The organism is Arthrobacter sp. LFS091, assembly GCF_047977885.1.
GTDB lineage: Bacteria > Actinomycetota > Actinomycetes > Actinomycetales > Micrococcaceae > Arthrobacter.
Genome location: NZ_JBFPFP010000004.1, coordinates 174,639 through 197,903, shown reverse-complemented (window position 1 = coordinate 197,903; position 23,265 = coordinate 174,639). Strand labels below are relative to the sequence as shown.

Genomic DNA, 23,265 nt, shown 5'->3' with positions numbered 1-23,265 from the left:
CTAATGGGGGCCGGACAGTTCGATGAGCTCGGTCATGACGGTTTGAAGTGACTCGCAAACCGTCATGACCGATTTTCTTTTGAGAGCCTCAGGCCGGGCGAGGATGTCGATTTTGCGGACGGAATTCACTCCGGCCAGCGGGCGCAGCACCACGCCTGCGTCCAGCACGCGTCGGGCCGTGAACCTGGGCAGCAGTCCGATTGCACCACCGGCCGAGACCAGCGCTGCAACGGTGGAATAGTCGTTGATGCGGTGCAGCACCTCCGCGGGGCGCCCGCTCACGGCCACGACGGCGGCCAAGACATCCGCGGGGGAGTAGCCATCGCGGCTGGTCACCCAGGTTTCATCGACGACGTCGGAGGGCTCCAACTCGGTCCGGTCCGCCAAAGGGTGATGCGCGGGGAGCGCGATGTCCAACGGCTCATCCGCCAGCGGAATCACCGCGACCTTGTCTTCGGGCCATTGCGGGCTGTTGTCCATCCGGTGCGCCAGGACCAGGTCGTACCGCGCGGCCAACCCGGGGAAATCCTCCTGGGCCACGTCTTCGTCGGACAGCCGCAGTCGTGGTGACATCCCGCCGTCGGACGCTTTTTCTGCTGCCAGCAGTGCGGCCAAGGGCGCGAACAATGCTTGCCCGGCACTGTGGAAGGCGCTCACGCTGACAGGCGCGTCCGGAGCGTCGTGGTAGGCGCCGATCGCGGCCCGCGCATCTGCCATGGCGTTGACGACGGCGGCACCCGCTTCCGCGAGGACGCGGCCGGCGTCGGTCAGTACCAAAGCCCTGCCCTCCTTGCGGGTTAAGGGCACATCCACCGACCTCTGCAGGAGCGCGAGCTGTTGGGATACGGCGGACGGGGTGACCATGAGGGTCTCCGCCACGGCCTTCACGCTGCCGAGGTCCCCAAGTTCGCGAAGCATCTGCAGCTGATGAATTTCCATTAGCAAATCCTAAATCGTTGATTGAGAAGAATCTAGTTGTGCTAAATCGTTGGCGGAGCTTCAATGGACTCAGCAGCAGCGAAGCAGCCCTAAGCCAGTGAGGAATCCCATGAAGGCTCTCTACAAATCCGGACCCCACGCTGGGTTTGAACTCGTCGACCGTCCCGAGCCCGAAGCCGGCCCCGGCGACGTCAAGATCCGGGTCATGACCACCGGCATCTGCGGCACCGACCTCCACATCCAAAGCTGGGACGCCTGGGCGCAGGGGATCATCGAGGCACCCCTCATCGCGGGCCACGAGTTCTACGGTGAAGTGGTGGAAATCGGCGAGGACGTCCGCGACGTCAAGGTAGGGGACCGGGTCTCCGGTGAAGGCCACGTGGTCTGCGGAATTTGCCGCAACTGCCGTGCCGGACGCCGCCAGATGTGTATCCACACCGTCTCCGTCGGCGTGCAGCGCGATGGCGCGTTTGCAGAGTACGTTGTGATCCCGGAAACCAACGTTTGGGTCCACCACGACGAATCGGTTACCCAGGAACTCGGCGCCATCTTCGACCCCTTCGGCAACGCCGTGCACACCGCATTGAGCTTCCCGCTGGTCGGCGAAGATGTGCTCATTACCGGTGCCGGACCCATCGGACTGATGGCCATCGCCGTCGCCCGCCACGCCGGCGCCCGCAAGATTGCCATCACCGACGTTTCCGCGCCCCGCCTGGAACTCGCCCGGCAGATGGGCGTGGACCTCGCGGTTGACGTGTCCAAGATGCGTGTCCGCGACGCGCAGCAGCAACTGGGCATGCGTGAAGGGTTCGACATTGGACTGGAAATGTCCGGACACCCCACGGCACTGCCTGAGATGATCGACAACATGAACCACGGCGGACGCATCGCCATGCTGGGCCTGCCCAGCCAGTCCATCGACATCGACTGGGGCAAGGTTGTCACCCACATGCTCACCCTGAAGGGCATCTATGGCCGTGAAATGTTCGAGACCTGGTACGCCATGAGTGCCATGCTCTCCTCCAACCCGGTGCTCCACCGCAGTATCTCCGCAGTGGTCACCGACAAGCTCTCCGCATCCGACTGGGAAAAGGGCTTCGACATCGCCCGCAACGGTACCGGCGGAAAAGTGGTCCTCGACTGGACCGAACTCTAACCGGACCGAATTCCCCTCACCCTTAGGAGCACCCATGTACTCAGCCATCAAAGACCAACTGCAGGGCGAACTCGACGAGATCCGCAGCGCCGGACTCTTCAAGACCGAGCGCCACATCGACTCCCCGCAGGCCAGCCACATCGCTGCCGGCCAACTCGGCCAGCCCGCCAACAAGGTCCTGAACTTCTGCGCGAACAACTACCTGGGCCTGGCCGACCACCCGGACATCATCGCCGCGGCCAAGTCCGCCATGGACGAGCGCGGCTTCGGCATGGCTTCCGTACGTTTCATTTGCGGTACCCAGGACCTCCACCTGGAACTGGAGGCCCGCGTTTCGGCGTTCCTGGGCACCGAGGACACCATCCTGTTCTCCAGCTGCTTCGACGCCAACGGGGGTGTTTTTGAGTCGCTGTTCGGTCCGGAAGACGCCATCATCTCCGACTCCCTGAACCATGCCTCCATCATTGACGGCATCCGCCTGAGCAAGGCCAAGCGCTTCCGCTACGCCAACCAGGACATGGCTGACCTTGAAGCGAAGCTCGTTGAGGCCTCCGGTTCACGACGCAAGATCATCGTCACCGACGGCGTCTTCTCCATGGACGGCTACCTGGCACCCCTCGAAGCCATCTGCGACCTCGCCGAAAAGCACGACGCCCTGGTCATGGTGGACGACTCGCACGCCGTTGGCTTCATGGGACCCACCGGTGCCGGCACCCCCGAGCACGCCGGCGTTTCAGAAAGGGTGGACATTTACACGGGTACCTTCGGCAAAGCCCTCGGCGGCGCCTCCGGCGGCTACGTTTCCGGCCGCGGTGAGATCGTTGCCATGCTCCGCCAGAAGGCACGCCCGTACCTGTTCTCCAACTCCCTTGCCCCGGCCATTGTTGCCGCGACCATCAAGGCGATCGAACTGGTCCAGGAATCCGGCGAACTGCGCACCCGTCTCTTCGAGAACGCTGCCCTGTTCCGCCGCCGCATGAGCGAGGAAGGCTTCGAACTGCTCGACGGCGAACACGCCATCATCCCGGTCATGTTCGGCGACGCCGTCATGGCGGCACGGGTGGCGGACCAGATGCTCCAGAACGGCGTTTTCGTCACCGCTTTCAGCTTCCCCGTCGTGCCCAGGGGCGCCGCCCGGATCCGCGTTCAGCTTTCGGCTGCCCACAGCGCGGACGACGTCGAAGCGTGCGTCCAGGCGTTCGTCAAGAGTCGCGCCGCGGTCGCCTAAGCCCGACGCTCTCTCACGTCCCGCCCGTTTGGGCCCAACGCTCTCTCACGTCCTTCAGGAAAGTGCATGAGGGTTTGGGTTTTGTGGGTGGGATGTGAGAGAGGATCTGTTCTGACAGGATGGAGCCATGGCTTCGAATTATGACGTGGTAATCGTTGGCGGCGGCATCGGGGGGCTTTCCCTGGCCGCGGCACTGGCAGGCAAATGCACGGTTGCATTGGTTGAGGCCGAACAGACCTTGGCTTTCCACACGTCCTCGCGTTCCGCAAGGCAACTCATCCCCAGCTACGGTCCGGCGGTGGTGCGGGACCTGACCGTCCGGACACTGGAGATGCTGGCTGAGAGGGACGCGCAGGCAGCCGAACCGATCCTCACGCCGCGAGGCTTCATGCTGGTGGGTGACGAGGAGACCGTCCGGGCCGAAGCCAGCGGCAACATGCACCCTATTTCCCACGATCAGGCCATGCAGCTGTGCCCGGTGCTTAACCCTGATTCCTTCACGGCCGCGGGCCTGGATAATGGGTCGTTCGGCTGCAACGCCCCGCTCCTTCTCGAGGAACACCGCCGTACGGCCGAAGCTGCCGGAGTGGACATCATCACCGGGGCCAGGGTGCATTCGGCACAGCGGCTGGGCAGTGGCTGGCAGGTGGGGGCAGGAACCGAAGGGTTCCAGTCCGGCGTCGTGGTTAATGCGGCCGGTGCCTGGGCGGACGAGTTGGCCGTCATCAGCGGTGTGGAGAAGCTGGGGCTTCAGCCGTACCGCCGGACGGCGGCGATCGTCAACGTCGACCACCCGCTGACGCCGGAAACGCCCATGGTTTGCGCCGCAGACGATTCCTTCTATTTCCGGGCCGAGGGCCGGCAGGTCCTGATTTCGCCGTCGGAAACGGTGCCGAGCGGTGCCGAAGATGCCAAGCCGTACCCTGGTGACGTGGAGGCTTTGATCACCAGGCTCAACGCCGTGACGTCGTTGGGAATCCGGTCCGTGGACCGCGCCTGGACGGGGCTGAGGACCGAAGCCGCGGACGGAATCCCGGTGGTGGGATTCGACGCCGAAGCGCCTGGCTTCTTCTGGCTCGCCGGACAGGGCGGCTACGGTTTCCAGACATCGTCCGCCATAGCGGAGCTGGCCGCAGCACTCATCCTGGGGGACGTTGAAGCCGACAGTCCGGAATCCCGGACAGCGGAGCAACTCGCGGCAGTACGCTGGTCCATCCGGCGCTGAACAATAGGGTCATGAGCGGAAACACGAACAGCGGCAGCACACTCATCACCAACATCGGCGAGCTGATGACCCAGGACTTGGAGCACCGGGTCCTCAAGGATGCGGCGATCGTCATCGAGGGGGAGCGCATCGCGTGGCTGGGGTCCAGCGCGGATGCCCCGTCGGCCGACGAAATGATCGACGCCGAGGGTCGCGCCGTCCTGCCCGGCTGGGTGGATTCGCACTCGCACCTGGTCTTCGCAGGTGACCGCACTGCCGAGTTCGAGGCCCGCATGGCCGGCGAAAGCTACAGCGCGGGCGGAATTGCCGTCACCACCGGCGCCACCCGATCAGCCAGCGACGACGAACTGACCCGTCTTGTGCGGGACCGCGTGGCCGAGGCAGTCTCCCAAGGCACCACTTACCTGGAAAGTAAGACCGGTTACGGGCTGGACGTGGAGAACGAGGCCCGGAGCGCCCGCATCGCCGCAGCGGAAGTGGATGAAGTCACCTATCTCGGCGCGCACTTGGTCCCGAAAGGCTCCGACCCAGAGGAGTACACGGACCTGGTCTGCGGTCCGATGCTCGACGCCGTCCTGCCGTATGTCCGGTGGGCCGATGTTTTCTGTGAGCGGGGTGCCTTCACCGAGGACCAGTCCCGCCGTGTCCTGACTGCCGCCCGAGATGCCGGCCTGGGGCTCCGAGTTCACGGCAACCAGCTCGGCGAGGGTCCCGGCGTTGCCTTGGCCGTCGAGTTCGCGGCTGCGAGCGTCGACCACGTCAACTACCTTTCCGACAAGGACGTGAGGGCGCTCGCGGAAACATGGGCCGGCTGGGATCCGGCGACGGGACAGGGGACGAAGGGGACGGTGGCAACCTGCCTCCCCGCCTGCGACCTGTCCACCCGCCAACCACTGGCACCCGGCCGCGGGCTGATCGATGCCGGCGTGCAGATCGCGCTGGCGGCCAACTGCAATCCCGGCACCTCCTACACCAGTTCCATGGCGTTCTGCGTCACCACGGCCGTGCTCCAGATGCACCTGAGCGTCCATGAAGCCGTCCGCGCGGCAACGTATGGCGGCGCCTTGGCGCTGGGCAGGGAGTCAGGGAACGACGCCGACGGCGAACGGGCGGTGGGTTCGCTCGCCGTCGGCCATCGCGCTGACCTGCACATGCTCAAGGCGCCGTCGGCCACGCACCTGGCCTATCGCCCCGGTATCCCGCTGACGCACTCGGTGTGGCGGGCGGGCATACGCGCCGTCTGATTCTTAAAAGAAACGCGGGGTCACTTACGGCCCCTTCCGAAGGTCCGGATGGGCTATAAGTGACCCCGCGTTGGGCCTATGCGCAGCTGAACTTGGCGTCGGCCCAGTCGCCCCAGTCATCGCCTGCGTCGTCGCCGTTCTTGTCGGCGATCAACTCGATAGTGCGAACACCTGTGATGTCCACGTTCAGGGGCAGTGCTGCCGAGTCGGCGCTGAGGACGGGGGTGCGCAGAAGCTCCCGCCCGTCGCCCTTCACGATGAACACCACTGATCCGTGCAGGCCCTTGTTCAGCTTGGTGTCGTCGACTCCCACCACGGCGGTGAAAGCGTTGCACTTGGCTTCCGTGGCGATGCTGATCTTCGAGTCGGCATGGACGCCGATTCCCTTGGAGTACACGACGCCGTCGAGCCGCAGCGCTGGCCCGTCGCCGGCGTTCTGCTCACCATTCGCCCGGTCCCGTTCCGCAGGTCCCCAACCGTTGGTGCTGCCGGTCCAAGGCAGGTCGGAGGCGAACACGGTGCCCGACAACACGGGTGCCGGGGGCTCCTGCGCGGTGGAGGAACACGTGAACTTTGCATCTGCCCAGTCCGCGTGGTCGTTGCCATTGGAATCGCCGGCGTCGTTGGCCACCAGTTCCACGTACTGGGCGCCGGTGATGTCCACGGTGAGCGGCAGGGGAGCACTTGTGGCTCCCAGCACCGGGGTAGTGACCTTGGTGGTGCCGTCAGCCACCACGGAGAACTTCACGCTGCCCCGCGTCGCTTGCGCATCATCGATGCCCACGGTCGCGGTGAAGGCAGTGCAGTAGCCGCCAAGGTAGTACCGGATATTACCGTTGGCGTGGGCACCCAGGCCCTTGGCATAAACGGCGCCGTTCAGGGTGAGCGGCGTCCCGTCGCCGGCCCCGGTCCCGCCGTTGGACTGGTCCTTCTCCACGGGTCCCCAACCGTTGGTGGCGCTGACCCAAGGATGGTCGCTGGCGTACACCGTGGCGTGGGGAGGTTTAGGTAAAGTCCGCACCGTGGTGGTGGTTCTGAGGGCCCGGGTCCCTGCTGGCTCTGTGGTGGTTGAATACTTGGCGCTCGCGGTGATGGGGTAGTCGCCGTCCGCCGAAGCCGGTGCGGTGATCTTCCACGTGGTGGTCAACGTACCTCCGGCGGGCAGGGTTGCAGCCGTGGCGGGAGTGGCCGGGGTTGCCGTCCACCCGTCGGGCAGCGCAAGGGAGATATCCAGCCCGTTAATGGGGGCCGGTTCATCCGAGGTGAAGGTGGTGACGAAGTCCTGGGCCTTGCCCTGCTGGATCACGTCGCCTTGAAGGGCCGCTGAGAGTTGCGCGCAGGCCGGGACCGATTCGGAGGCTCCGAGGTCTTCCACCAGGAGGTTGTCCAGGGTGAAGTCCGAACCGTTGGAGCTGCCCGTTCGCTGCAAACCGACGAAGTAGTCCCCGCAGAAGCCGGTGTCCAGGGTCTGCTCGAACCGGGTGGTGGAGGTGGCGGCGCCGATCGCCTGGCTGCCCGTCACTGCCGGGCCGGCTTGCGAGTCGTAGCCTGCGACCCAGGCGTATTGCCCGGCCTTGGAGTTCTGGTAATCGAACGACACCTTGTACTTGTGGCCGGCCTGGAACGGCATGGTTGCCTCGGTGGTGCGGTACACCAGGCCCGGTCCACCGTCCGGGCCAAGGTTTTCGTCATGGGCGATCAGTGACCAGTTTCCGCCCAGTACTTCGTCGATCACGTTGGTGTTCCAGCCCTTTTGGGTGAAGGGTTCGTGGCGCTCGGTGATGTGAGTTCGCGGGTCCGTGGAGCCGCCGGCGTCTCCCTTGACGAACGGTCCCCAGCCTTGGTCCACGTTTTCGAAGTCCTCGCTGAGCACCCCTGCTGTGGCCACCCGGGTGGTTTTCACCGCCCGGAAGTCGTCGACGCGCACTGTGCCATCGCCGTCGGCGGCTGTGACGGCGACTGTGGCTTTGGTGTTGTTGTGTGGAACGTCCACCAGCACGCGGATGCGCTGGAACGAGGTCCCGTGTTTCTCGTCGCCGGCCACGAAGTTCTCGGCGTTGGAGGAATCGATGGTGGTCTTTTCCGTTGTCCCTCCAACAGTGACTGAGAGCGTCGTGGGGCGGGTTTTGCCGGGTTCAATTTCCACCCAGGCGCTCACGGACTGGGTTCCGGCGTCCAGCTTCACTTCCTGGCTGATCGACGACGGCGTTGCCCCCAATGCGGCGTAGCGGCGGCCCTTGTCGTCGCGGACCTGCGTGACGGTGCCGGTGGGATTCCACGGGGAGAGGTCTGCGCCGTTGAAACCGGGGTCGTTGAAGGATGTGCCTTCACCAAAGTCCGCCTTCTTGGGAAGTGCGTTGTCCTTGGCGGTGAGGACGTAGGGCTGCTTGGCATCGGCCGTGACGCTGACCTGGCCGTTGACCACCGGGACATCGGCAACCTTGACGCGGCCGTTGTCGGTCAGTTTGAACAGCTCAAGCGTGCGGGACTTGGCGAACTCCTTGGTCAGGGTCCACGTGCTGGCTCCGCCTGCGGGGTTGTAGTGGTAAAGCTTGTCTGCCTTGCCGTCCTCCTTGGAAGCCCACGGCAGAAGGTACGTTCCACCCTGGAGGACCGATGCGCCGCCAACGGTGATGGTGCGCTCGGCAGCGGTGTTTCCAGTCACGGCCACGCCATCGGCAAGATCGATGCGGTCGGGCGTCCACTTGGTGATCTGGTGATGCTGCAGGAATTTGGCCGGCAGGTTGGCCGTCCACACGTTCTCGCTGAACGCATTGAAGTCGTTCTGCCCGGTCCACCCTTCGAACTCCACAATGTGGCTCACACCGAGCTTCGGGTCCGGGTTCCACACGTCTGATTGGGTGTTGTTGATGAAGCGCAGGATTTGGGAATTGATGCCCTTGTTGGTGGAGCCGCCGTATTTCTCGTCGTTGGCCCAGTGCGACCAGGTGTTGTTCCTGGACAGGTGGTCCGCCCATTCGGACCCCACCCTGAAGCCATTCTTGACGAGTTCCTGCTGCAGCCGTTCGGCGAGCCAACCGAACTCGTAGTAGACGTCCACGTAGACGAAGTCCAGGTTTTTGTCGGTGGCGTCGCGCAGTTCTTTGATGCGTTGGGCGAGCTTGCCGGAGTTGATGTCCTGGCGCTGGTTGATGTAGTAGGACTGGTCCAGCCAGTTCCAGCCGAGGCCCTTGTCCGCCCTCAGGAGGTCTTCGCTGAAGGATTTGGCTTCGGGGTAGATTTCCGTGGCATTGATGTGGACACCGAAGCTGGCGTTCCAGTCCTTGCCTTCCTTGACCAGCTTGTTGAGGCCCTCGAGCCCACCGGCCCGGGTGTTGAAGTTGTTGCCGTAGTCCGTGTTGGCCGAGTCGTGGCCCTCGCTGGTGTAGCCCTTGAGCATCGCCACCTGCCCCAGCCCGTCTGTAGCCAGGGAGATGCGTTTGACGTCGTCAAGGGTGCGGAGGAACGGGTGGGTTGCCTGGGAGGCGAAGTTGAAGGGGATGTGGGTGATCACGTTGTCCGGCGTCTGGTCGCCTTTGTTGGGACTGACTTGGATGGATCTCATGGCGATGGCCGCGTCCTGCCAGTCCACGCCACCGTCCGCGTTGGCGTCGGCTGTGATCGCCACCCGGGTCCACGGGAGTTCCTCGGTACTGTCGGAGCCTTCGGCCCGGTAGAGCCATTGGCCACTCGCCAAGCCCATGGAAACCCCGCCGGCGCCGTCGCTCACTGCCTGGCGCCAAAAGCGTCCGCGGTCTTTGGCGCCCGGCCCGGACGATGTGTCGTAGAGGGCGTTGGATTCAACGGCGGCGCCCAAGGATGCGGTGTTGGCCAGCGCATATGCGGAGCTCTTGGCCGCAGCATCAAGAGGGGTCGAGGCGGTGATGGGTGTGAACTCATCGCCGGTGACGCTCCGGTCCACGGAGAGGTTTGCCGTGGACACCTGGGCGCCTGGCTGCGTGGAGCTGACGGTCACCAGGTTCAGCCGGGGGAGTTGCAGTGTTTTTACTTGGTGCTCCGCCGTGTCCTTGATCTCCGTGACGTTGAACGAGACCACGTTCTTCTTCACGGACAGCCGGGCTTTGATCACGGTATTGCCGAACCCGGGCACGGTGAGGACGTAATCCCTTGCATCTTTGCCCGAGGCTGTCGATGTGCCGCTGACGCTGTACTCCGTGCCGTTGATGGTGATGGTGGCAAGCCGTGCGGTGGTTCCGTCCAGTCGGGCCTTGGTGGCTGTGTCGGTGTAGCCAAGGACTTGCGGAAAGGTGGTGGCCACGTCCACCCGGAGTTGTCCGGAGGTGATGGTGGTCGTGTCGGACGCGCTGATGGTTTCGGAGGGTTGGGTGGCGGCGGAGGCCGCTGCGGGTGGGAGGGCCATGAGGCCCAGCGATGATGAGGCGACGACGCACGCCATGCTGAGCGAGGCGAGCCGTCCGGGGGATGACAAGCGGGGCATGATGCTCCTTCTTGATTTTTCCAAGCTGTTAACAGTCATGTTCTTGCGGACTCAACCAAGACTGCTGCATCGGACAGAAGTTGACAAGAGTTAACAAGCAGTTAACTAAAATGCACACGAAGACACATGATTTCCCTTGACCGGCACGCGTCGCACCAATGCGCGGTTCATGAGCAGTCTTCTCCCGCGGATGATCCTTGTGAGATCGAAAATGATCGTTTAGTGTTTCTATAGATCAGAAAACGTCATTAACTTGAGCGGGAACGGGAACACGATGAGCGAGAACACACTGGGCGCCTTCATGGAGGAAGAGCTGGTTTCCCAGCCCGACGTTTGGCAGCGGGCCGTTGAACAGGCGGGATCGGAGCAACTGCTCCCCGCCGACGGCCAGCGCATCGCCGTCATCGGCTGTGGAACATCCTGGTTCATGGCCCAGAGCTACGCGGCTGCCCGCGAATCTGCCGGCAAGGGTGTGACCGATGCGTTCGCTGCCTCCGAGGCTTTCCTGAACCACAACAGCGCCGATCGCCAGTACGACGCCGTTGTGGCCATTACGCGCTCCGGCACCACCACTGAGGTACTTGAGATCCTGGCCGATTTGAAGGGGATCGTTCCCACCGTCGCGATCATTGGTGACAGGACGTCTCCGATCATTGACTTGGCAGACACTGTGATTGGCCTGCAGTACGCCGATGAGCGTTCCGTGGTCCAGACCCGGTTCGCCACCACGGCTTTGGTCTACCTGCTCAGCAGCCTCGGGATCGACGTGCAGCAGGCCATCGAGGACGCCCGTGACGCCGTCAGCGCTCCTGTCTCCCAGGAACTGTTGGACGCGGAGCAGTTCACCTTCCTTGGCACTGGCTGGACAGTCGGCCTGGCCCACGAGGCCGGTTTGAAAATGCGCGAGGCAGTCCAGGGATGGACTGAGTCGTACCCCGCCATGGAGTACCGCCACGGCCCCATCTCCATCGCTGCCCCCGGTCGTGTCACCTGGTTGTTCGGTGCCCAGCCCGAAGGCCTTGACCACGACATGGCAGTAACCGGAGCCCTGTACGTCCACACGGACAAGCACCCCCTGGCCGAATTGGCCCGCGTGCACAAAGTCACCCTGGAACGCGCACGCGTCCGCGGACTCAATCCGGATCTGCCCAGGAACCTGACACGCTCCGTCATTCTCGACGCCTCAGCCTAGGTACCCGGCATGGTTCTCGGAGCCGCGGAATCACCCGTCTTGTCCTTCGACGTTGGCGGGACCGACATCAAAGCTGGTTTGGTGGATGCACGGGGTGAAGTCCTTGGGATGCGCCGGGTCCCGACGCCGCTGGACTCCTCCCGACCGGGCGAGGCGGTGCTGGACCGGCTCGCTGAGCTTGCTGCCGAGTTGGCTGCCGAGTTCCCGGGATCACCCGCCCGGGCAGCCGGAATCATTGTTCCAGGCATTGTCGACTCGGCGGCCGGTGTTGGTGTCTACTCCGCCAACCTTGGCTGGCGCGACTTCCCCTTCACTGCCGAAGCCGAGAAGCGGCTGGGCATCCCCGTCGCTTTCGATCACGATGTCCGATCCGCCGCTGCCGTGGAACACAGCCTGGGTGGGTCCAGGGAGTTCAACGACGTTGTGGTGATGGTGGTGGGAACCGGCATCGCCGCCGCTGTCTTCTCTGGCGGCAAGCCGGTGACAGCGGGCGGGTTCGCAGGGGAGCTGGGCCACGCCCAGGTCCCGGACCCTGATGCTTCCCCCGGGACCGCGGGTTCTACGATCCTCGAAGCCGTCGGCTCGGCCGGAGCCATCGCCAAGCGCTACCACCGCGCCTCGGGAAACAGGGTGAACGGAGCACGCGGTGTGCTGCTCCGCGCAAACGACGGCGACCAGCTGGCGGCCCGTATCTGGGCCGACGCCGTGGACGCCCTTGCCTTCACCATCTGCCAATGCGTCAACATCATCGGAACCGAGGCCGTCGTGATCGGCGGTGGGCTCGCCGAAGCGGGCGAGGAGCTGCTGGAGCCCCTCCGCGCCCGTGTGGACCACATCCTCGATTTCCAGCGACGTCCACAACTGATCCGAGCCCAATTGGGACAGGACGCCGGCCTGTTGGGTGCGGCCTTGAACGCCAGGGCTCTCTTGGGAGGCAAACAGTGAACCGCGCCACCGTGAACCGCATCATAGCCGTCACGCCCAACCCGGCCATCGACATGACCTACACCGTGCAGGGCATCACCGAGGGGGCCAGCCATCGCGTCCCGACCCCCTTGAGCAGGGCAGGAGGCAAAGGCATCAACGTGGCCCGCGTGACCCACCAGCTCGGATATCCGGTCCTCGCGATCGCCCCGACCGGTGGCGCGGCGGGGCAAACCCTCGCCGCTGAACTCTGGACCAGCGGGGTTCCGCACACCCTTGTGGGAGTTGCCGCCGAGACGCGGCGAAGCATCGCACTGGTGGACACCGTCGCCGGGGAAACCTCGATCTTCAATGAGGAGGGCCAAGCGCTGCTGCCCGACGATTGGCGCTCGCTCCGGATTGCGGTGGTGGAAGCCGTGAGTGGCAACCGAAACCTTCCCGCCTCGGTGCTGGTCGGCTCGGGCAGCCTGCCGCCGGGCGCGCCTGCTGATTTCTACCCGGAGTTGGTGCGGTTGGCCCACGACGCCGGTATACCGGCCATCATCGACACCTCCGGTCCCGGGATCATCGCTGCCGCCAAAGCCGGTGCCGACATCCTGAAGCCGAATCACCACGAACTTGCCGAGGCGACCGGCGAGTCCAGCCTTGAAGCGGCTGCCTTGTCGCTGATTGCCATGGGTGCCCGCACGGTGCTGGTCAGCGCCGGCGCGGACGGCATGCTCGCCTTCGACCATGCGGCCCCGGGCGGCTACTGGAGCGCCCGCTTGCCTGAGGCGCTCAGCGGCAACCCCACAGGGGCGGGCGACGCCGGTGTGGCGGCGGCCGCCGTCGCACTCGCCGAAGGCGTCGCTGAACCACGCGAAATCCTTCGCCGGGCCACAGCCTGGTCCGCCGCGGCGGTTCTCATGCCCGCAGCGGGCGAAATTTCGCCGCGCTACCAGGAACTTCAAGACCAACTGATCGTGACATGGAAGGAGACCCAGTGACCCTGGTCAACACACGGGAGCTGATGGACTCAGCCGCAGCCAGCAGCACGGGCCAAGGCGCATTCAACATCATCCACATCGAGACAGCCGAGGGCCTGGTCGCCGGCGCGGAGGCGGCGGGGGTCCCGCTCATCCTGCAGATTTCCGAAAACTGCGCGAAGTATCACGGCGGCCTGGAACCCATCGCGACAGCGGCCCTTGCAATCGCCCGTTCTGCTGCCGTTCCCGTCGCCCTCCACCTGGACCATGCCGAGTCCGAGGACCTCGCGCTCGCCGCGGTCGATCTTGGCTTCGGTTCGGTGATGTACGACGGCGCGCACCTTCCGTATGAGTGGAATGTCGAAGTTACCCAGCGCGTTGCCAAATACGCCCACGCAAAGGGCGTCTACGTTGAGGCCGAGCTCGGGAAAGTCGGGGGCAAGGACGGAGCCCACGCGCCAGGCGTCCGGACCGACCCTGCCGAAGCCCATGCATTCGTTGAAGCTACTGGTGTGGATGCCCTGGCAGTGGCTGTCGGCTCGTCCCATGCCATGACCGAACGCAGCGCCGCCTTGGACCTGCACCTGATCTCCCGGTTGAAGTCAGCGGTAGGCAAGCCATTGGTCCTCCATGGCTCCTCCGGCGTCACAGACGAGGTGCTCGTAGCTGCTATCGCCGCGGGTATGACTAAAATCAACGTATCCACACATTTGAACGGGTTCTTTACCCGCGCCGTCCGTGAGTACCTCGATGCCAACCCTGCAGTGGTGGATTCCCGGAAGTACATCAAGGCCGGCCGGGATGCCCTGGTGCTGGAGTCCGCACGTATGCTGACGCTGTTCGCCAAAGCGAAATAGCAAGGAACCCGCGAAAGGCTCGTCATGACCCGCACCGATCGGCTGACCGCCATCCTCGATCTCCTGGCCGAGTCCGGCCATGTGGAAGTCGAGGACATCGTGACGCGTTTGGGCGTGTCGCCTGCAACGGCCCGGCGGGATCTCGACAGCCTCGCCAAGCAGCGGCTGCTCAGCCGAACCAGGGGAGGCGCCACCACCGGGTCCGTTGCCTACGACCTCCCCGGGCGGTACAACCGGGACGATCATGCCGAAGCCAAGCAGGAAATCGCGTTGGCTGCGTCGTCGTTGATCCGCCCCGGCGCCGTGATCGGCCTCAGCGGTGGAACCACCAACACGGCCCTGGCCCAGCTTCTCTCCACCCGTGAGGACCTCAACGCGCCGTCAAACAGGCCTACGTTGACCGTCGTGACCAACGCCATCAACATCGCCTCCCAACTGGCAGTCCGGCCCAATATCAAAATCATGGTGACCGGCGGGATCCTGAATCCCCGCTCCTACGAACTCGTGGGCCCCTACACGGATGTCATCATGCAGAAGGTGGCGCTGGACATCGCCTTCATCGGCGTCAATGGCGTGGATCCGGACCTCGGCCCCACCATCACCGATGAAGGCGAAGCCATGGTCAACACAGTGATGGCACGCCGGGCCACGGAGTCTTACGTCGTGGCGGACTCCTCCAAAGTGGGCCGGCGCTCTTTCGCGGCCATGTCCGGCTACGACTTCCGGCACCTCATCACCGACTCGGGCATCAGCGCCGAGGACAAAGCCGCGTTTGAGGCCAAGGGCACCGAGGTCATCGTTGCCCCTGCCGGCTAGGGTCTGCTGCTAGAACCGCATCCTTGGCGCGTGCAGCACAGAGTCGTCCACGTCCCTGGGCACCCACTGGGTGAACGGCAGGTCCAAACTGTACTGGTCGCCGTCGTTCTTGATCAGCGTGCGTAACTCGGCGTTCTCCGGGTTGTTCAGCGACTCGAAGTACTCCACCGTCCAGTGGAACCAGCGCATGCAAAACAGGCGCATTGTCAGGCCGTGCGTCACGAGCAGCGTGTTCGGTGCATAGGTGGGCTTTTGCCAGTGGCGGTACAGCGTTTCCATGAACGAGGACACGCGGTCGTACACGTCCGAGCCTGACTCACCCTCGCGGAAGCGATAGAAGAAATGGCCGTAGAGGTTGCGGAGCTCCTTTTGGTCCTCGATGTCTCCGGCTATCTGGAAGTTGGCCCAGTCCTGTTCCCGCAGCCGGGGCTCCTCGACCACCCGCTCCACCAGCGGGCCAAGGTTCATGGCTTCAAGAGTCTGATACGCCCGCAGGTACGGTGAAACGTAGACGCAGACCTGCTCGCCGTCGAGCTTCCGGCGAAGGTCCTCACCGGCGATCCGTGCCTCCTGCAGACCTTGGTCCGTCAGGGGGATCCGATAGTCCGGCACACGGTTGTAGATGGACGTGTCGGCATTCGCGGCGGACTGGCCGTGCCGAATCATGAAAATTCTCCCAGGGGCACCCATCCCACCAAGCATAGGGCGGCGGTTCCCGGCAAAGTGGCAGGAACTGCAGGCAAGATAGGTACATGTTCCTTGCCTCCCAACGCCGGCTGCGCGCCGAAGTGCTGATTGTGCTTGGTCTTTCCCTGGGGCAGTCGGCCGTCTATTCGGTGGTGCAGCTGCTGGACAAGATGACCCGGGCGCCGTTGGCGGATGCGACCTCGACCTTGAACAGGTCCCAAAGCACCCGCGAATACTTCGACCTCACGTACCAGTTGCTGGACATCGTGTTTGCCTTGGTGCCTGTGGCTCTGGTGTTCTACTTCCTGTCCACGCATGTCCAGGCAAACCGGAATGGCGACAACGGATCAGCGTTCGCCCGGCTGGGGTTCAATTTCGCCCGGCCCGGCAAGGACCTGCTCCACGGCCTGGGACTGGCAGCAGCCATCGGTATTCCTTCGTTGGGCCTTTACGCGGCAGGAAGGGCACTGGGCATCACCACGGCGATTGTGCCAAGTGGCCTGGACGCGTACTGGTGGACGGTGCCTGTGCTGATCCTGTCCGCGATCCGGCACGGGATCGTGGAGGAAGTGATCGTGGTCGGTTACCTGATGGACCGCTTCGGTAAATTCGGGTGGAGCACGCCGGTGGCCATCGCTGTCAGCGCAGTCCTGCGGGGGAGTTACCACCTTTACCAGGGCTTTGGGCCCTTCATTGGCAACGTCGTGATGGGCCTGGTCTTCGCCTGGATCTACACGAAGACCAAGCGGGTGATGCCCTTGGTCATCGCCCACGCGTTGCTGGACATCGTAGCGTTCGTTGGGTTCAGCCTCTTCGGGAAGGCAGTGGGGCTGGGGTAGGCGGCCGTTAAAAATATCCGGCCGCCATCGGTGGGTGACGTCATTGGCACCCGCTGATGGCGGCCGAAGCTTTTGTGGAACGGTCAGATGGTAACGGCCCCGGAGGCTGTTTCGAAGGTCACAGCCATGATGCCCGGAGTACCCCGCGGTGCGATCCACTGGACGGCTACGTCCTCCAGCGGCTTTTCCACGGGTTCGCCTAACCACTCGGTCACACGTTCCGCCGAGCCCGCAATGGTGAGGCTGGACATCTTCACGTCACTTTCGTAGACCTTTGAAGGATGCAGGGTGGGGTCGCCCTCCCACTTGAGGAGGTAGGGGACCTGGGGATCGGCGATCAGGCCAAGGATGCCGATCTGCTGCCACACCAGCTCGCGGCCGTCAGGGAACTTGCGGTTCCCGGGTACGGCGGCACGGCCGAGGCGCTCCTCGAAGGGGGCGAGGTCGTCAACGGCGACGCACCAGCCCATCCAGCCGCCACCGGCAGCCGAGCGTGCACGCACTGCCTGGCCAAAGGGGGCCTTGTCGGAAGCCGGGTGGTCCAGGACCTCCACGACTTCCAGGTACTTGTTATCCGCGAGGGGAATGATCATGTTCCGGGTTCCGAAGCGCGGGTGCACTCCGCCCCGGACTGCGTCCACTCCCAATGCCGCGGAAATTCGTTCGGTAGTGGCCAAAAGGCCATCTCGTTCACAGGCGTAAGAGACGTGATCCATGCGCATGGCATCATCTTGGCACTTTGTGATCGGCGTCTCAGCTAAGCCAAGCCTTACCAACATGGGATGTTATTGCACAAGGGTGCAACAGTGTCACAAACCTACGCCGGGGGACCGAATCATTCCACCGGCGTCACAAAGCTGTCCAAGGCCCGCAGGGTGTTCCTAGACTGGCCCCAGTTCACACCACTCCATCAATTCCGTTGAAACCATGTGCCACGAACAGGAGAACTCCATGTCCCACGGATGGTCTTTCGAAACCCGCCAGATCCATGCAGGCCAAGAGCCCGACGCTGCCACCGGTGCTCGTTCGCTGCCGATCTACCAGACCACGTCCTTCGTGTTCCCCAGCGCCGAAAGCGCAGCCAACCGCTTCGCACTGGCCGAGCTCGCGCCGATCTACACCCGCATCGGAAACCCCACCCAGGATGCCGTTGAACAGCGGATCGCCAGCCTTGAAGGGGGCCTCGGCGCGCTCCTGCTCAGCTCCGGACAAGCGGCGGAGACCTTCGCCATCCTGAACATCGCCGAGGCAGGTGACCACGTTGTGGCCAGCCCCAGCCTCTACGGCGGGACCTACAACCTGCTCGCGCATACCCTGAAGAAGTTCGGTATTTCGGTTACCTTCGTCGCAGACCCGGACAACCTGGACCAGTGGCGTGACGCCGTGCAGCCGAACACCAAACTCTTCTTCGGCGAAGTGGTGTCCAATCCGCGCCAGGACGTCCTGGACATCGAAGGTATCGCAGGGGTCGCGCACCAGGCCGGGGTGCCGCTCATTGTCGACAACACCCTGTCCACTCCCTACCTGATCCGTCCCATCGAATGGGGCGCCGACATCGTGGTGCACTCCGCCACCAAATACCTCGGCGGACACGGCTCGGCAATTGCCGGCGTGATCGTGGATTCGGGGAACTTCGACTTCGGCAAGGACCCCGAGCGGTTCCCGGGCTTCAACACCCCCGATCCCAGCTACAACGGCCTGGTCTATGCCCGCGACCTCGGCAAGGACGGGGCGCTCGGCGCAAACCTCTCCTACATCCTCAAGGCCCGCGTCCAGTTGCTCCGGGACCTGGGCTCCGCCGTCGCGCCATTCAATGCCTTCCTGATCGCCCAGGGGCTGGAAACCTTGAGCCTTCGCGTGGAACGCCACGTCGCCAACGCCACCAAAGTGGCGGAGTGGCTTGAAGCGCACGACGACGTCGAATCGGTCGCCTACGCGGGTCTGCCGTCCAGCCCGTGGTACCAGCGCGGCAAGAAGTATGGCCCCAACGGCACCGGCGCCATCGTCGCGTTCAACATCAAGGGCGGCGTCGAAGCCGGCAAGCGCTTCGTGGACGGGCTGGAGCTTCACTCACACGTGGCAAACATCGGCGATGTGCGTTCGCTGGTCATCCACCCGGCCTCCACCACGCACAGCCAGTTGACCGCAGAGCAGCAGGAGATCGCCGGCGTCAAACCAGGCCTGGTGCGCCTGTCTGTTGGCATCGAGCACGTGGACGACATCATCGCCGACCTCGAAGCAGGCTTCAGGGCGGCCAAGGGAGCTTAGTGGCCCGCCTGATCCAGTAACGAACACCTTCTGTGCAGCGCCGCCCCGCGCCGTCGAATATTCGAAGGGCGGCGCTCCACAGCGCCCATTCGCGAACGATGTGACCCGAAACCGTCACAGTGTTGTCACATTCTTCGCCAGAGTGGCCCGGTTTTTCCTACACTCTTTCTATAGGTCACGAGTGCCAGCATGTAGCCCCGGCTTGCTGGCCGGCAACCCTCCTCCGCGGTGGGGTGCCCCGGGTGAAGACCTGGCCCGTTCGCGCGCAAGGCGACGGGCAAGCGCGAGGATAGGTGTCAAAGGAATGACCATCACTGCAACAGCCATACCCACAGCCGAAGAAGCGGACGGCACGGTTAAGTACGCCAGCATCGGTTCGCTCGAGCTCGAGGCCGGTGGTTTCCTTCCGGACGTTGTCCTGGCCTATGAAACGTGGGGCCGGCTCAATGCGGATGCCTCCAATGCCGTGCTCATCGAGCATGCGCTCACGGGCAGCACGCATGTGGCTCGCGGAGCAACCGACGAGGAAGGATGGTGGGAACAACTCGTCGGACCTGGCGCCACCATCGATACCACCAAGTACTTCGTGGTCTCCATCAACATCGTGGGCGGCTGTTATGGAAGCACGGGCCCGTCCTCCGAAGCGCCGGACGGCCAGCCCTGGGGATCCCGGTTCCCCCTGATCACGCTGCGCGACAGCACGGAGGCTGAAGCGCGACTCGCGGACACCTTGGGGATCAAGGCCTGGCATGCCGTACTGGGCGGATCCATGGGAGGTGCCAGGGCCCTGGAATGGGCCGTGACATTTCCCGAACGGGTTGAACGGTGCGCTGTGATCTCGGTCGGCGCCTACAGCACGGCCGAGCAGATTGCGTTCGCGCAGGCCCAGACCCTTGCCATCCGGCAGGACCCGAACTTCAACAACGGCGACTACTACGGCGGCCCAGCCCCCGAAGAGGGCCTGGCGTTGGCACGCCGGATTGCGCACATCACCTACCGCTCGGCCCTGGAACTGGATTACCGGTTTGGACGTCAGCCGCAGCCCCAGGAAACGCCGCTTGCTGCCGCCGTCCTCGCGGAGCGGGGCCGATACCAGGTGGAGAGCTACCTGGACCACCAAGGGAACAAGCTTGTCCGCCGCTTTGACGCGAACAGCTACGTTGCCATCACCGAAGCCCTGATGTCCCACGACGTGACCAGGGGGCGTGGCTCACTCCAAGACGCACTGTCCCGGACCACTGCGCAGTTCTTCGTTGCGGCGGTGGACAGTGACAGGCTTTACTTCCCCGCACAATCGCGGGAATTGGCGGCCGGGCTTCCCGGGAACGTACCGGTCCACGTCATCGAAGCCCCCATTGGCCACGACGGCTTCCTGACCGAAATCGGCCAACTGTCCGCGCAACTCCACCAGGCCTTCTTTTCCCAGTCCTAAAGCAGTGACTTCCCAGCTTAGCCTTGACGTCTCATGCCCTTTTGGTCGGGAGGCCCAGGAAACTTCCATAGCGGGCCACCTCGGCGTCCAGTGCGATGTCTTCATCCGGCGTCGTGGGCCGGTCCATCCTGATGTCGAGTTCGCAGACGCCGTTGATGAATCCGTGCCGCCACCACCCTGCCAATCGTCCGTCCACCAGCACAACGTGCAGGGGGCTGTTGTCCGTGGAAAGGTACGGTGCCGTTCCGCCGAGGTAATGCCGTGACTGGGAGTACCCCATCACGTACTCGTCATAGCACTGGATGAGGTCAACGCGTGGGAGTGCCGCCTCGTGGGGCGGCCCGGAAAGCCCCTCGACTTCTTCGGAGGCGAGGTGAAATTCCAGCCCATCGAAAGTGGCCGACCCGAGCGTTCCGGGAGCGAGCTCACGGGCAACTTCGAGCCCCAGCTTTACGTCCTTCATGGTGAGCCCGGACCAGGCTGCGCAGTCCTTCACGGTGGCAGGTCCGCGGCTGGCGAAGTACCGCAGGGCCAGCTGCCCGAGGGCCTGTTCACGGTCCGTGCCGGTCAGTGGCCCGCCCGTGGAACCCGTGATCCGTTCGTCGAACAGGGCATAGGTCTGTTTCAGCGCACCACCCGAGGATCGGACGGGGGCGCCGCTGACCAGTATCCGGCTGATTTCCGCGTGCATGAGTTGATAGATGAAGGGCAGCCCCTTGCTGGGTAAACCAGCGGCACCAAGGATCGCGGCGAGCTCTTCGCGGGTCTTGTGGGCCCCGCCTTCCACCGCCCGCGCCAGGACATTCCCGCTCCGGGCTGCGACTTCCTGGTCGAGGCCGGTTTGCCGGTACATCCCCTTGTTTCCCTGATGGAGCCGATCGGCGGACAACCCCATCAGCCAGCCGAGATCGTCCCGGTGAACAAAATGCCAGGTGGGACGGAGGATGTGGGTGCGCAGGATGGCGCCGTCCGCCACCGCCTGCTCGACATCGGCTGCGGTGACCCCGGCGTGGGGTTGGCACCTTTGGGCGAGCGTCCACCGCGCGTAAGGAAATTCCTGTGACTGGACTGCCAGCAGGTTGCGGAGGGTTTCGGCCGGCGAACCGGCGTGGGGAGCACGCAGCTGCTGGCGCCTCATTCGCAATTGCCGGACCTTTCCCGTCAGGGGAGAACCGTCATCCGACATTGGGGTCCTCCCCGGACGCGAGCCGCACGTTAGTTGCGCGGCAGCAAGGTGCCGTCGGCGCCGAAGACGGGACCCGGCGTCGGGCGCTTTGGCGTAATTCCGTCGCCAGAGGACTGGTGACGAAGCCGCCGCAGGACCCAGGGGACAAAGTACTCGCGCGCCCAGACGAGGTCCGAAGAGCGGGCTTCCCGCCACGTCCGCGGCGGAAGGGCCTTGGGCATCAAAGGCTCAAGGGTGTGCTCGACGTTAAGGGCATCCAGGACCATCATGGCGATAGTGTGATGTCCCAAAGGAGAAAAGTGCAGCCGGTCAACGTCCCACATCTGGGAATCCGACAACTGCCGAAGGGACCACATGTCCGCGATGACGGCGTCGTGCCGTGCGGCCACTGTCCGGAGGTTCTCGTTGTAGATGGCCACCTTTCCGCGGATGCGCCCCAAGACAGACGAGGCAGTGTCGGGGCCGTTGAAGAGGACCACCGTGGCACCGCCTGAACCGAGCTGAGCCACGGCGGCGTCAAGCTTTTCGGCCAGCAGGTCGGGGTCGCCGCCCGGCCGGATGAGGTCGTTGCCGCCAGCGGAGATCGAGACGAGATCGGGCTGGAGCTCAAGGCAGGGGCCCACTTGTTCGTCGACGATCTGCTGCAGCAGACGGCCCCTGATGGCGAGGTTGGCGTAGGCGAAGTCGTCGTGCCCACGGCCCAGCTCTTCGGCCACACGGTCGGCCCAGCCGCGGTAGCCTCCGGGGTTGCGGGGCTCGGGATCGCCGATGCCCTCGGTGAAGGAATCACCCAGGGCCACATACCGGCTCCAGGGGTGTTTTTGTACCGGGACTCCCGGCTTCAGCAAAGGATTATTGTCACTCACGCTCATATCCTGCCTCGTGTCTGCGACCCTACGCGACCGTAAGTTGTTACCTGTGGGCAACTGCAAGAATAGACCCATGACAGAAGCTCCCGCATTCCCCGCACCCGTTGTCCTGTGGTCCCACGACGAAGCCGAACGTGCCGGAAAGCCTTTGCTGGTCCTGCTGCATGGCTACGGCTCCAACGAGGAAGACCTCTTCAGCCTTGCCGGGATGCTGCCGGACGGTTTCGTGGTGGCTGCCCTCCGCGCTCCCATGCCGACGGGGCCCGGCTATACCTGGTTCCCGCTCACGGCGTCCATCGATTACTCCATCGACGCCGTCAAGCTTGCTGCCGATTACGCATTGGAGTGGCTCGACTCCGTCAAGGCCAACCATTCCTCAGTGACGCTCCTGGGGTTCTCAATGGGCATGGCCATGGCCACCACGATGCTCCGGTACCGGCCCGCGGACTTCGCGGCCGTCGTCGGGCTTTCCGGTTTCGTGATCGACGCCGGCGCTGACGCAGCCTTCCGTGACGACGAACTGGACGGTACCCTGCCGATGTTCTGGGGTCGTGACCAGCAGGATCCCGTCATCACCCCGGACAAGATCGAATACACCATGGGCTGGGTGCGCAAGCACGTGGACCTCACCAAGGTCCTCTACACCGGGATGTGGCACGGCATCAACCAGCAGGAGATCGGGCATGTGGGAGAGTTCCTCACCCACAAAGTGCTCACCGATTGAGCTCCGAGGTCAGGCGGCGGTGATCTTCACAGTCTGACCGTTGACCGTCACGGTGTCGCCGGGGTGGAGTTGGCGGCCGCGGCGTTCGTCGATCTCACCGTTGACCTTGACCAGGCCGTTCTTGATGAGCTCCGCGGCCTCGACGCCGTCCTCCACCAGGCTGGCAAGCTTCAGCAGCTGGCCAAGGCGGATCATGTCGTCGCGGATGGGGATCTCTTCGATTTCCGGGTTGCTCATACAGCAATGATGCCTGAA

At 64.2% G+C, this 23,265-nt stretch carries 20 protein-coding genes and 1 riboswitch; of the genes, 13 read left to right on the top strand and 7 right to left on the bottom strand.

Annotated features, from left to right (window positions below):
* Positions 1-939, bottom strand: coding sequence for a LysR family transcriptional regulator (locus ACNQOP_RS09160; RefSeq protein ID WP_416404261.1), 939 nt, complete (start codon positions 937-939; stop codon positions 1-3).
* A gap of 109 nt (positions 940-1,048) precedes the next feature.
* Between ACNQOP_RS09160 and tdh the strand changes: the two genes are divergently transcribed.
* The 4 genes from tdh (at position 1,049) to hutI (ending at position 5,792) form a co-directional block, all read left to right on the top strand.
* Positions 1,049-2,095 (top strand): L-threonine 3-dehydrogenase, encoded by a 1,047-nt coding sequence (gene tdh, locus ACNQOP_RS09155; protein ID WP_416404259.1) that lies wholly within the window; start codon positions 1,049-1,051, stop codon positions 2,093-2,095.
* 34 nt (positions 2,096-2,129) lie between these two features.
* Positions 2,130-3,323, top strand: coding sequence for a glycine C-acetyltransferase (locus tag ACNQOP_RS09150; RefSeq protein WP_416404257.1), 1,194 nt, complete (start codon positions 2,130-2,132; stop codon positions 3,321-3,323).
* A gap of 127 nt (positions 3,324-3,450) precedes the next feature.
* Positions 3,451-4,548, top strand: coding sequence for an NAD(P)/FAD-dependent oxidoreductase (locus tag ACNQOP_RS09145; protein ID WP_416404256.1), 1,098 nt, complete (start codon positions 3,451-3,453; stop codon positions 4,546-4,548).
* Between the two features lie 11 nt (positions 4,549-4,559).
* Positions 4,560-5,792 (top strand): imidazolonepropionase, encoded by a 1,233-nt coding sequence (hutI, locus tag ACNQOP_RS09140; protein ID WP_416404254.1) that lies wholly within the window; start codon positions 4,560-4,562, stop codon positions 5,790-5,792.
* Positions 5,793-5,868: 76 nt separating this feature from the next.
* Here the strand turns inward: hutI and ACNQOP_RS09135 are convergent, their stop codons facing one another.
* Complete coding sequence (locus tag ACNQOP_RS09135) at positions 5,869-10,251, bottom strand: endo-alpha-N-acetylgalactosaminidase family protein (RefSeq protein WP_416404252.1); 4,383 nt, start codon at positions 10,249-10,251, stop codon at positions 5,869-5,871.
* A gap of 274 nt (positions 10,252-10,525) precedes the next feature.
* Between ACNQOP_RS09135 and ACNQOP_RS09130 the strand changes: the two genes are divergently transcribed.
* From ACNQOP_RS09130 to ACNQOP_RS09110, 5 genes are read left to right on the top strand one after another with little or no spacing between them, the layout of a single operon-like run.
* Positions 10,526-11,443 carry an SIS domain-containing protein gene (locus ACNQOP_RS09130; RefSeq protein ID WP_416404251.1) on the top strand — a complete coding sequence of 306 codons (918 nt, stop codon included), beginning with the start codon at positions 10,526-10,528 and terminating at the stop codon, positions 11,441-11,443.
* 9 nt (positions 11,444-11,452) lie between these two features.
* Positions 11,453-12,388 carry an ROK family protein gene (locus ACNQOP_RS09125; protein ID WP_416404249.1) on the top strand — a complete coding sequence of 312 codons (936 nt, stop codon included), beginning with the start codon at positions 11,453-11,455 and terminating at the stop codon, positions 12,386-12,388.
* Positions 12,385-13,353, top strand: coding sequence for a 1-phosphofructokinase family hexose kinase (locus tag ACNQOP_RS09120; RefSeq protein WP_416404248.1), 969 nt, complete (start codon positions 12,385-12,387; stop codon positions 13,351-13,353). Before ACNQOP_RS09125 ends, ACNQOP_RS09120 begins: the two co-directional genes overlap by 4 nt.
* Positions 13,335-14,189: a class II fructose-bisphosphate aldolase gene (locus tag ACNQOP_RS09115; RefSeq protein ID WP_416404247.1), complete on the top strand. Its 855-nt coding sequence runs from the start codon at positions 13,335-13,337 to the stop codon at positions 14,187-14,189. Before ACNQOP_RS09120 ends, ACNQOP_RS09115 begins: the two co-directional genes overlap by 19 nt.
* A 24-nt stretch (positions 14,190-14,213) precedes the next feature.
* On the top strand, positions 14,214-15,005 hold the full coding sequence (locus tag ACNQOP_RS09110; RefSeq protein WP_257368507.1) for a DeoR/GlpR family DNA-binding transcription regulator: 792 nt from the start codon (positions 14,214-14,216) through the stop codon (positions 15,003-15,005).
* Positions 15,006-15,014: 9 nt separating this feature from the next.
* Here ACNQOP_RS09110 and ACNQOP_RS09105 read toward each other — a convergent pair whose 3' ends face one another.
* Positions 15,015-15,671 (bottom strand): histidine phosphatase family protein, encoded by a 657-nt coding sequence (locus ACNQOP_RS09105; protein WP_416404245.1) that lies wholly within the window; start codon positions 15,669-15,671, stop codon positions 15,015-15,017.
* Positions 15,672-15,757: 86 nt separating this feature from the next.
* Here ACNQOP_RS09105 and ACNQOP_RS09100 point away from each other — a divergent pair, with 86 nt between their 5' ends.
* Positions 15,758-16,531, top strand: a complete 774-nt coding sequence (locus tag ACNQOP_RS09100) for a CPBP family intramembrane glutamic endopeptidase (protein WP_284986216.1) — start codon at positions 15,758-15,760, stop codon at positions 16,529-16,531.
* 83 nt (positions 16,532-16,614) lie between these two features.
* Here the strand turns inward: ACNQOP_RS09100 and ACNQOP_RS09095 are convergent, their stop codons facing one another.
* Positions 16,615-17,253 carry a VOC family protein gene (locus ACNQOP_RS09095; protein WP_211711634.1) on the bottom strand — a complete coding sequence of 213 codons (639 nt, stop codon included), beginning with the start codon at positions 17,251-17,253 and terminating at the stop codon, positions 16,615-16,617.
* Between the two features lie 205 nt (positions 17,254-17,458).
* Between ACNQOP_RS09095 and ACNQOP_RS09090 the strand changes: the two genes are divergently transcribed.
* Together ACNQOP_RS09090 and metX are read left to right on the top strand one after the other, a co-directional pair.
* Positions 17,459-18,799 (top strand): bifunctional o-acetylhomoserine/o-acetylserine sulfhydrylase, encoded by a 1,341-nt coding sequence (locus tag ACNQOP_RS09090; protein ID WP_416404242.1) that lies wholly within the window; start codon positions 17,459-17,461, stop codon positions 18,797-18,799.
* 173 nt (positions 18,800-18,972) lie between these two features.
* Positions 18,973-19,089: riboswitch (SAM riboswitch) on the top strand.
* A gap of 14 nt (positions 19,090-19,103) precedes the next feature.
* A complete protein-coding gene (metX, locus tag ACNQOP_RS09085; RefSeq protein WP_416404240.1) occupies positions 19,104-20,231 on the top strand; it encodes a homoserine O-acetyltransferase MetX in 1,128 nt (375 codons plus the stop codon).
* Positions 20,232-20,262: 31 nt separating this feature from the next.
* On the opposite strand, the gene ACNQOP_RS09080 is transcribed toward metX, so the two are convergent.
* Together ACNQOP_RS09080 and ACNQOP_RS09075 are read right to left on the bottom strand one after the other, a co-directional pair.
* Entirely contained in the window at positions 20,263-21,369 is a 1,107-nt protein-coding gene (locus tag ACNQOP_RS09080) for a winged helix DNA-binding domain-containing protein (protein WP_416404239.1), read from the bottom strand.
* 77 nt (positions 21,370-21,446) lie between these two features.
* A complete protein-coding gene (locus ACNQOP_RS09075) occupies positions 21,447-22,289 on the bottom strand; it encodes an SGNH/GDSL hydrolase family protein (protein ID WP_416404237.1) in 843 nt (280 codons plus the stop codon).
* Between the two features lie 70 nt (positions 22,290-22,359).
* Here ACNQOP_RS09075 and ACNQOP_RS09070 point away from each other — a divergent pair, with 70 nt between their 5' ends.
* Positions 22,360-23,010 carry an alpha/beta hydrolase gene (locus ACNQOP_RS09070; RefSeq protein WP_416404235.1) on the top strand — a complete coding sequence of 217 codons (651 nt, stop codon included), beginning with the start codon at positions 22,360-22,362 and terminating at the stop codon, positions 23,008-23,010.
* A gap of 9 nt (positions 23,011-23,019) precedes the next feature.
* Here the strand turns inward: ACNQOP_RS09070 and ACNQOP_RS09065 are convergent, their stop codons facing one another.
* Positions 23,020-23,247 (bottom strand): RNA-binding S4 domain-containing protein, encoded by a 228-nt coding sequence (locus ACNQOP_RS09065; protein ID WP_284986222.1) that lies wholly within the window; start codon positions 23,245-23,247, stop codon positions 23,020-23,022.
* Positions 23,248-23,265: the final 18 nt, after the last annotated feature.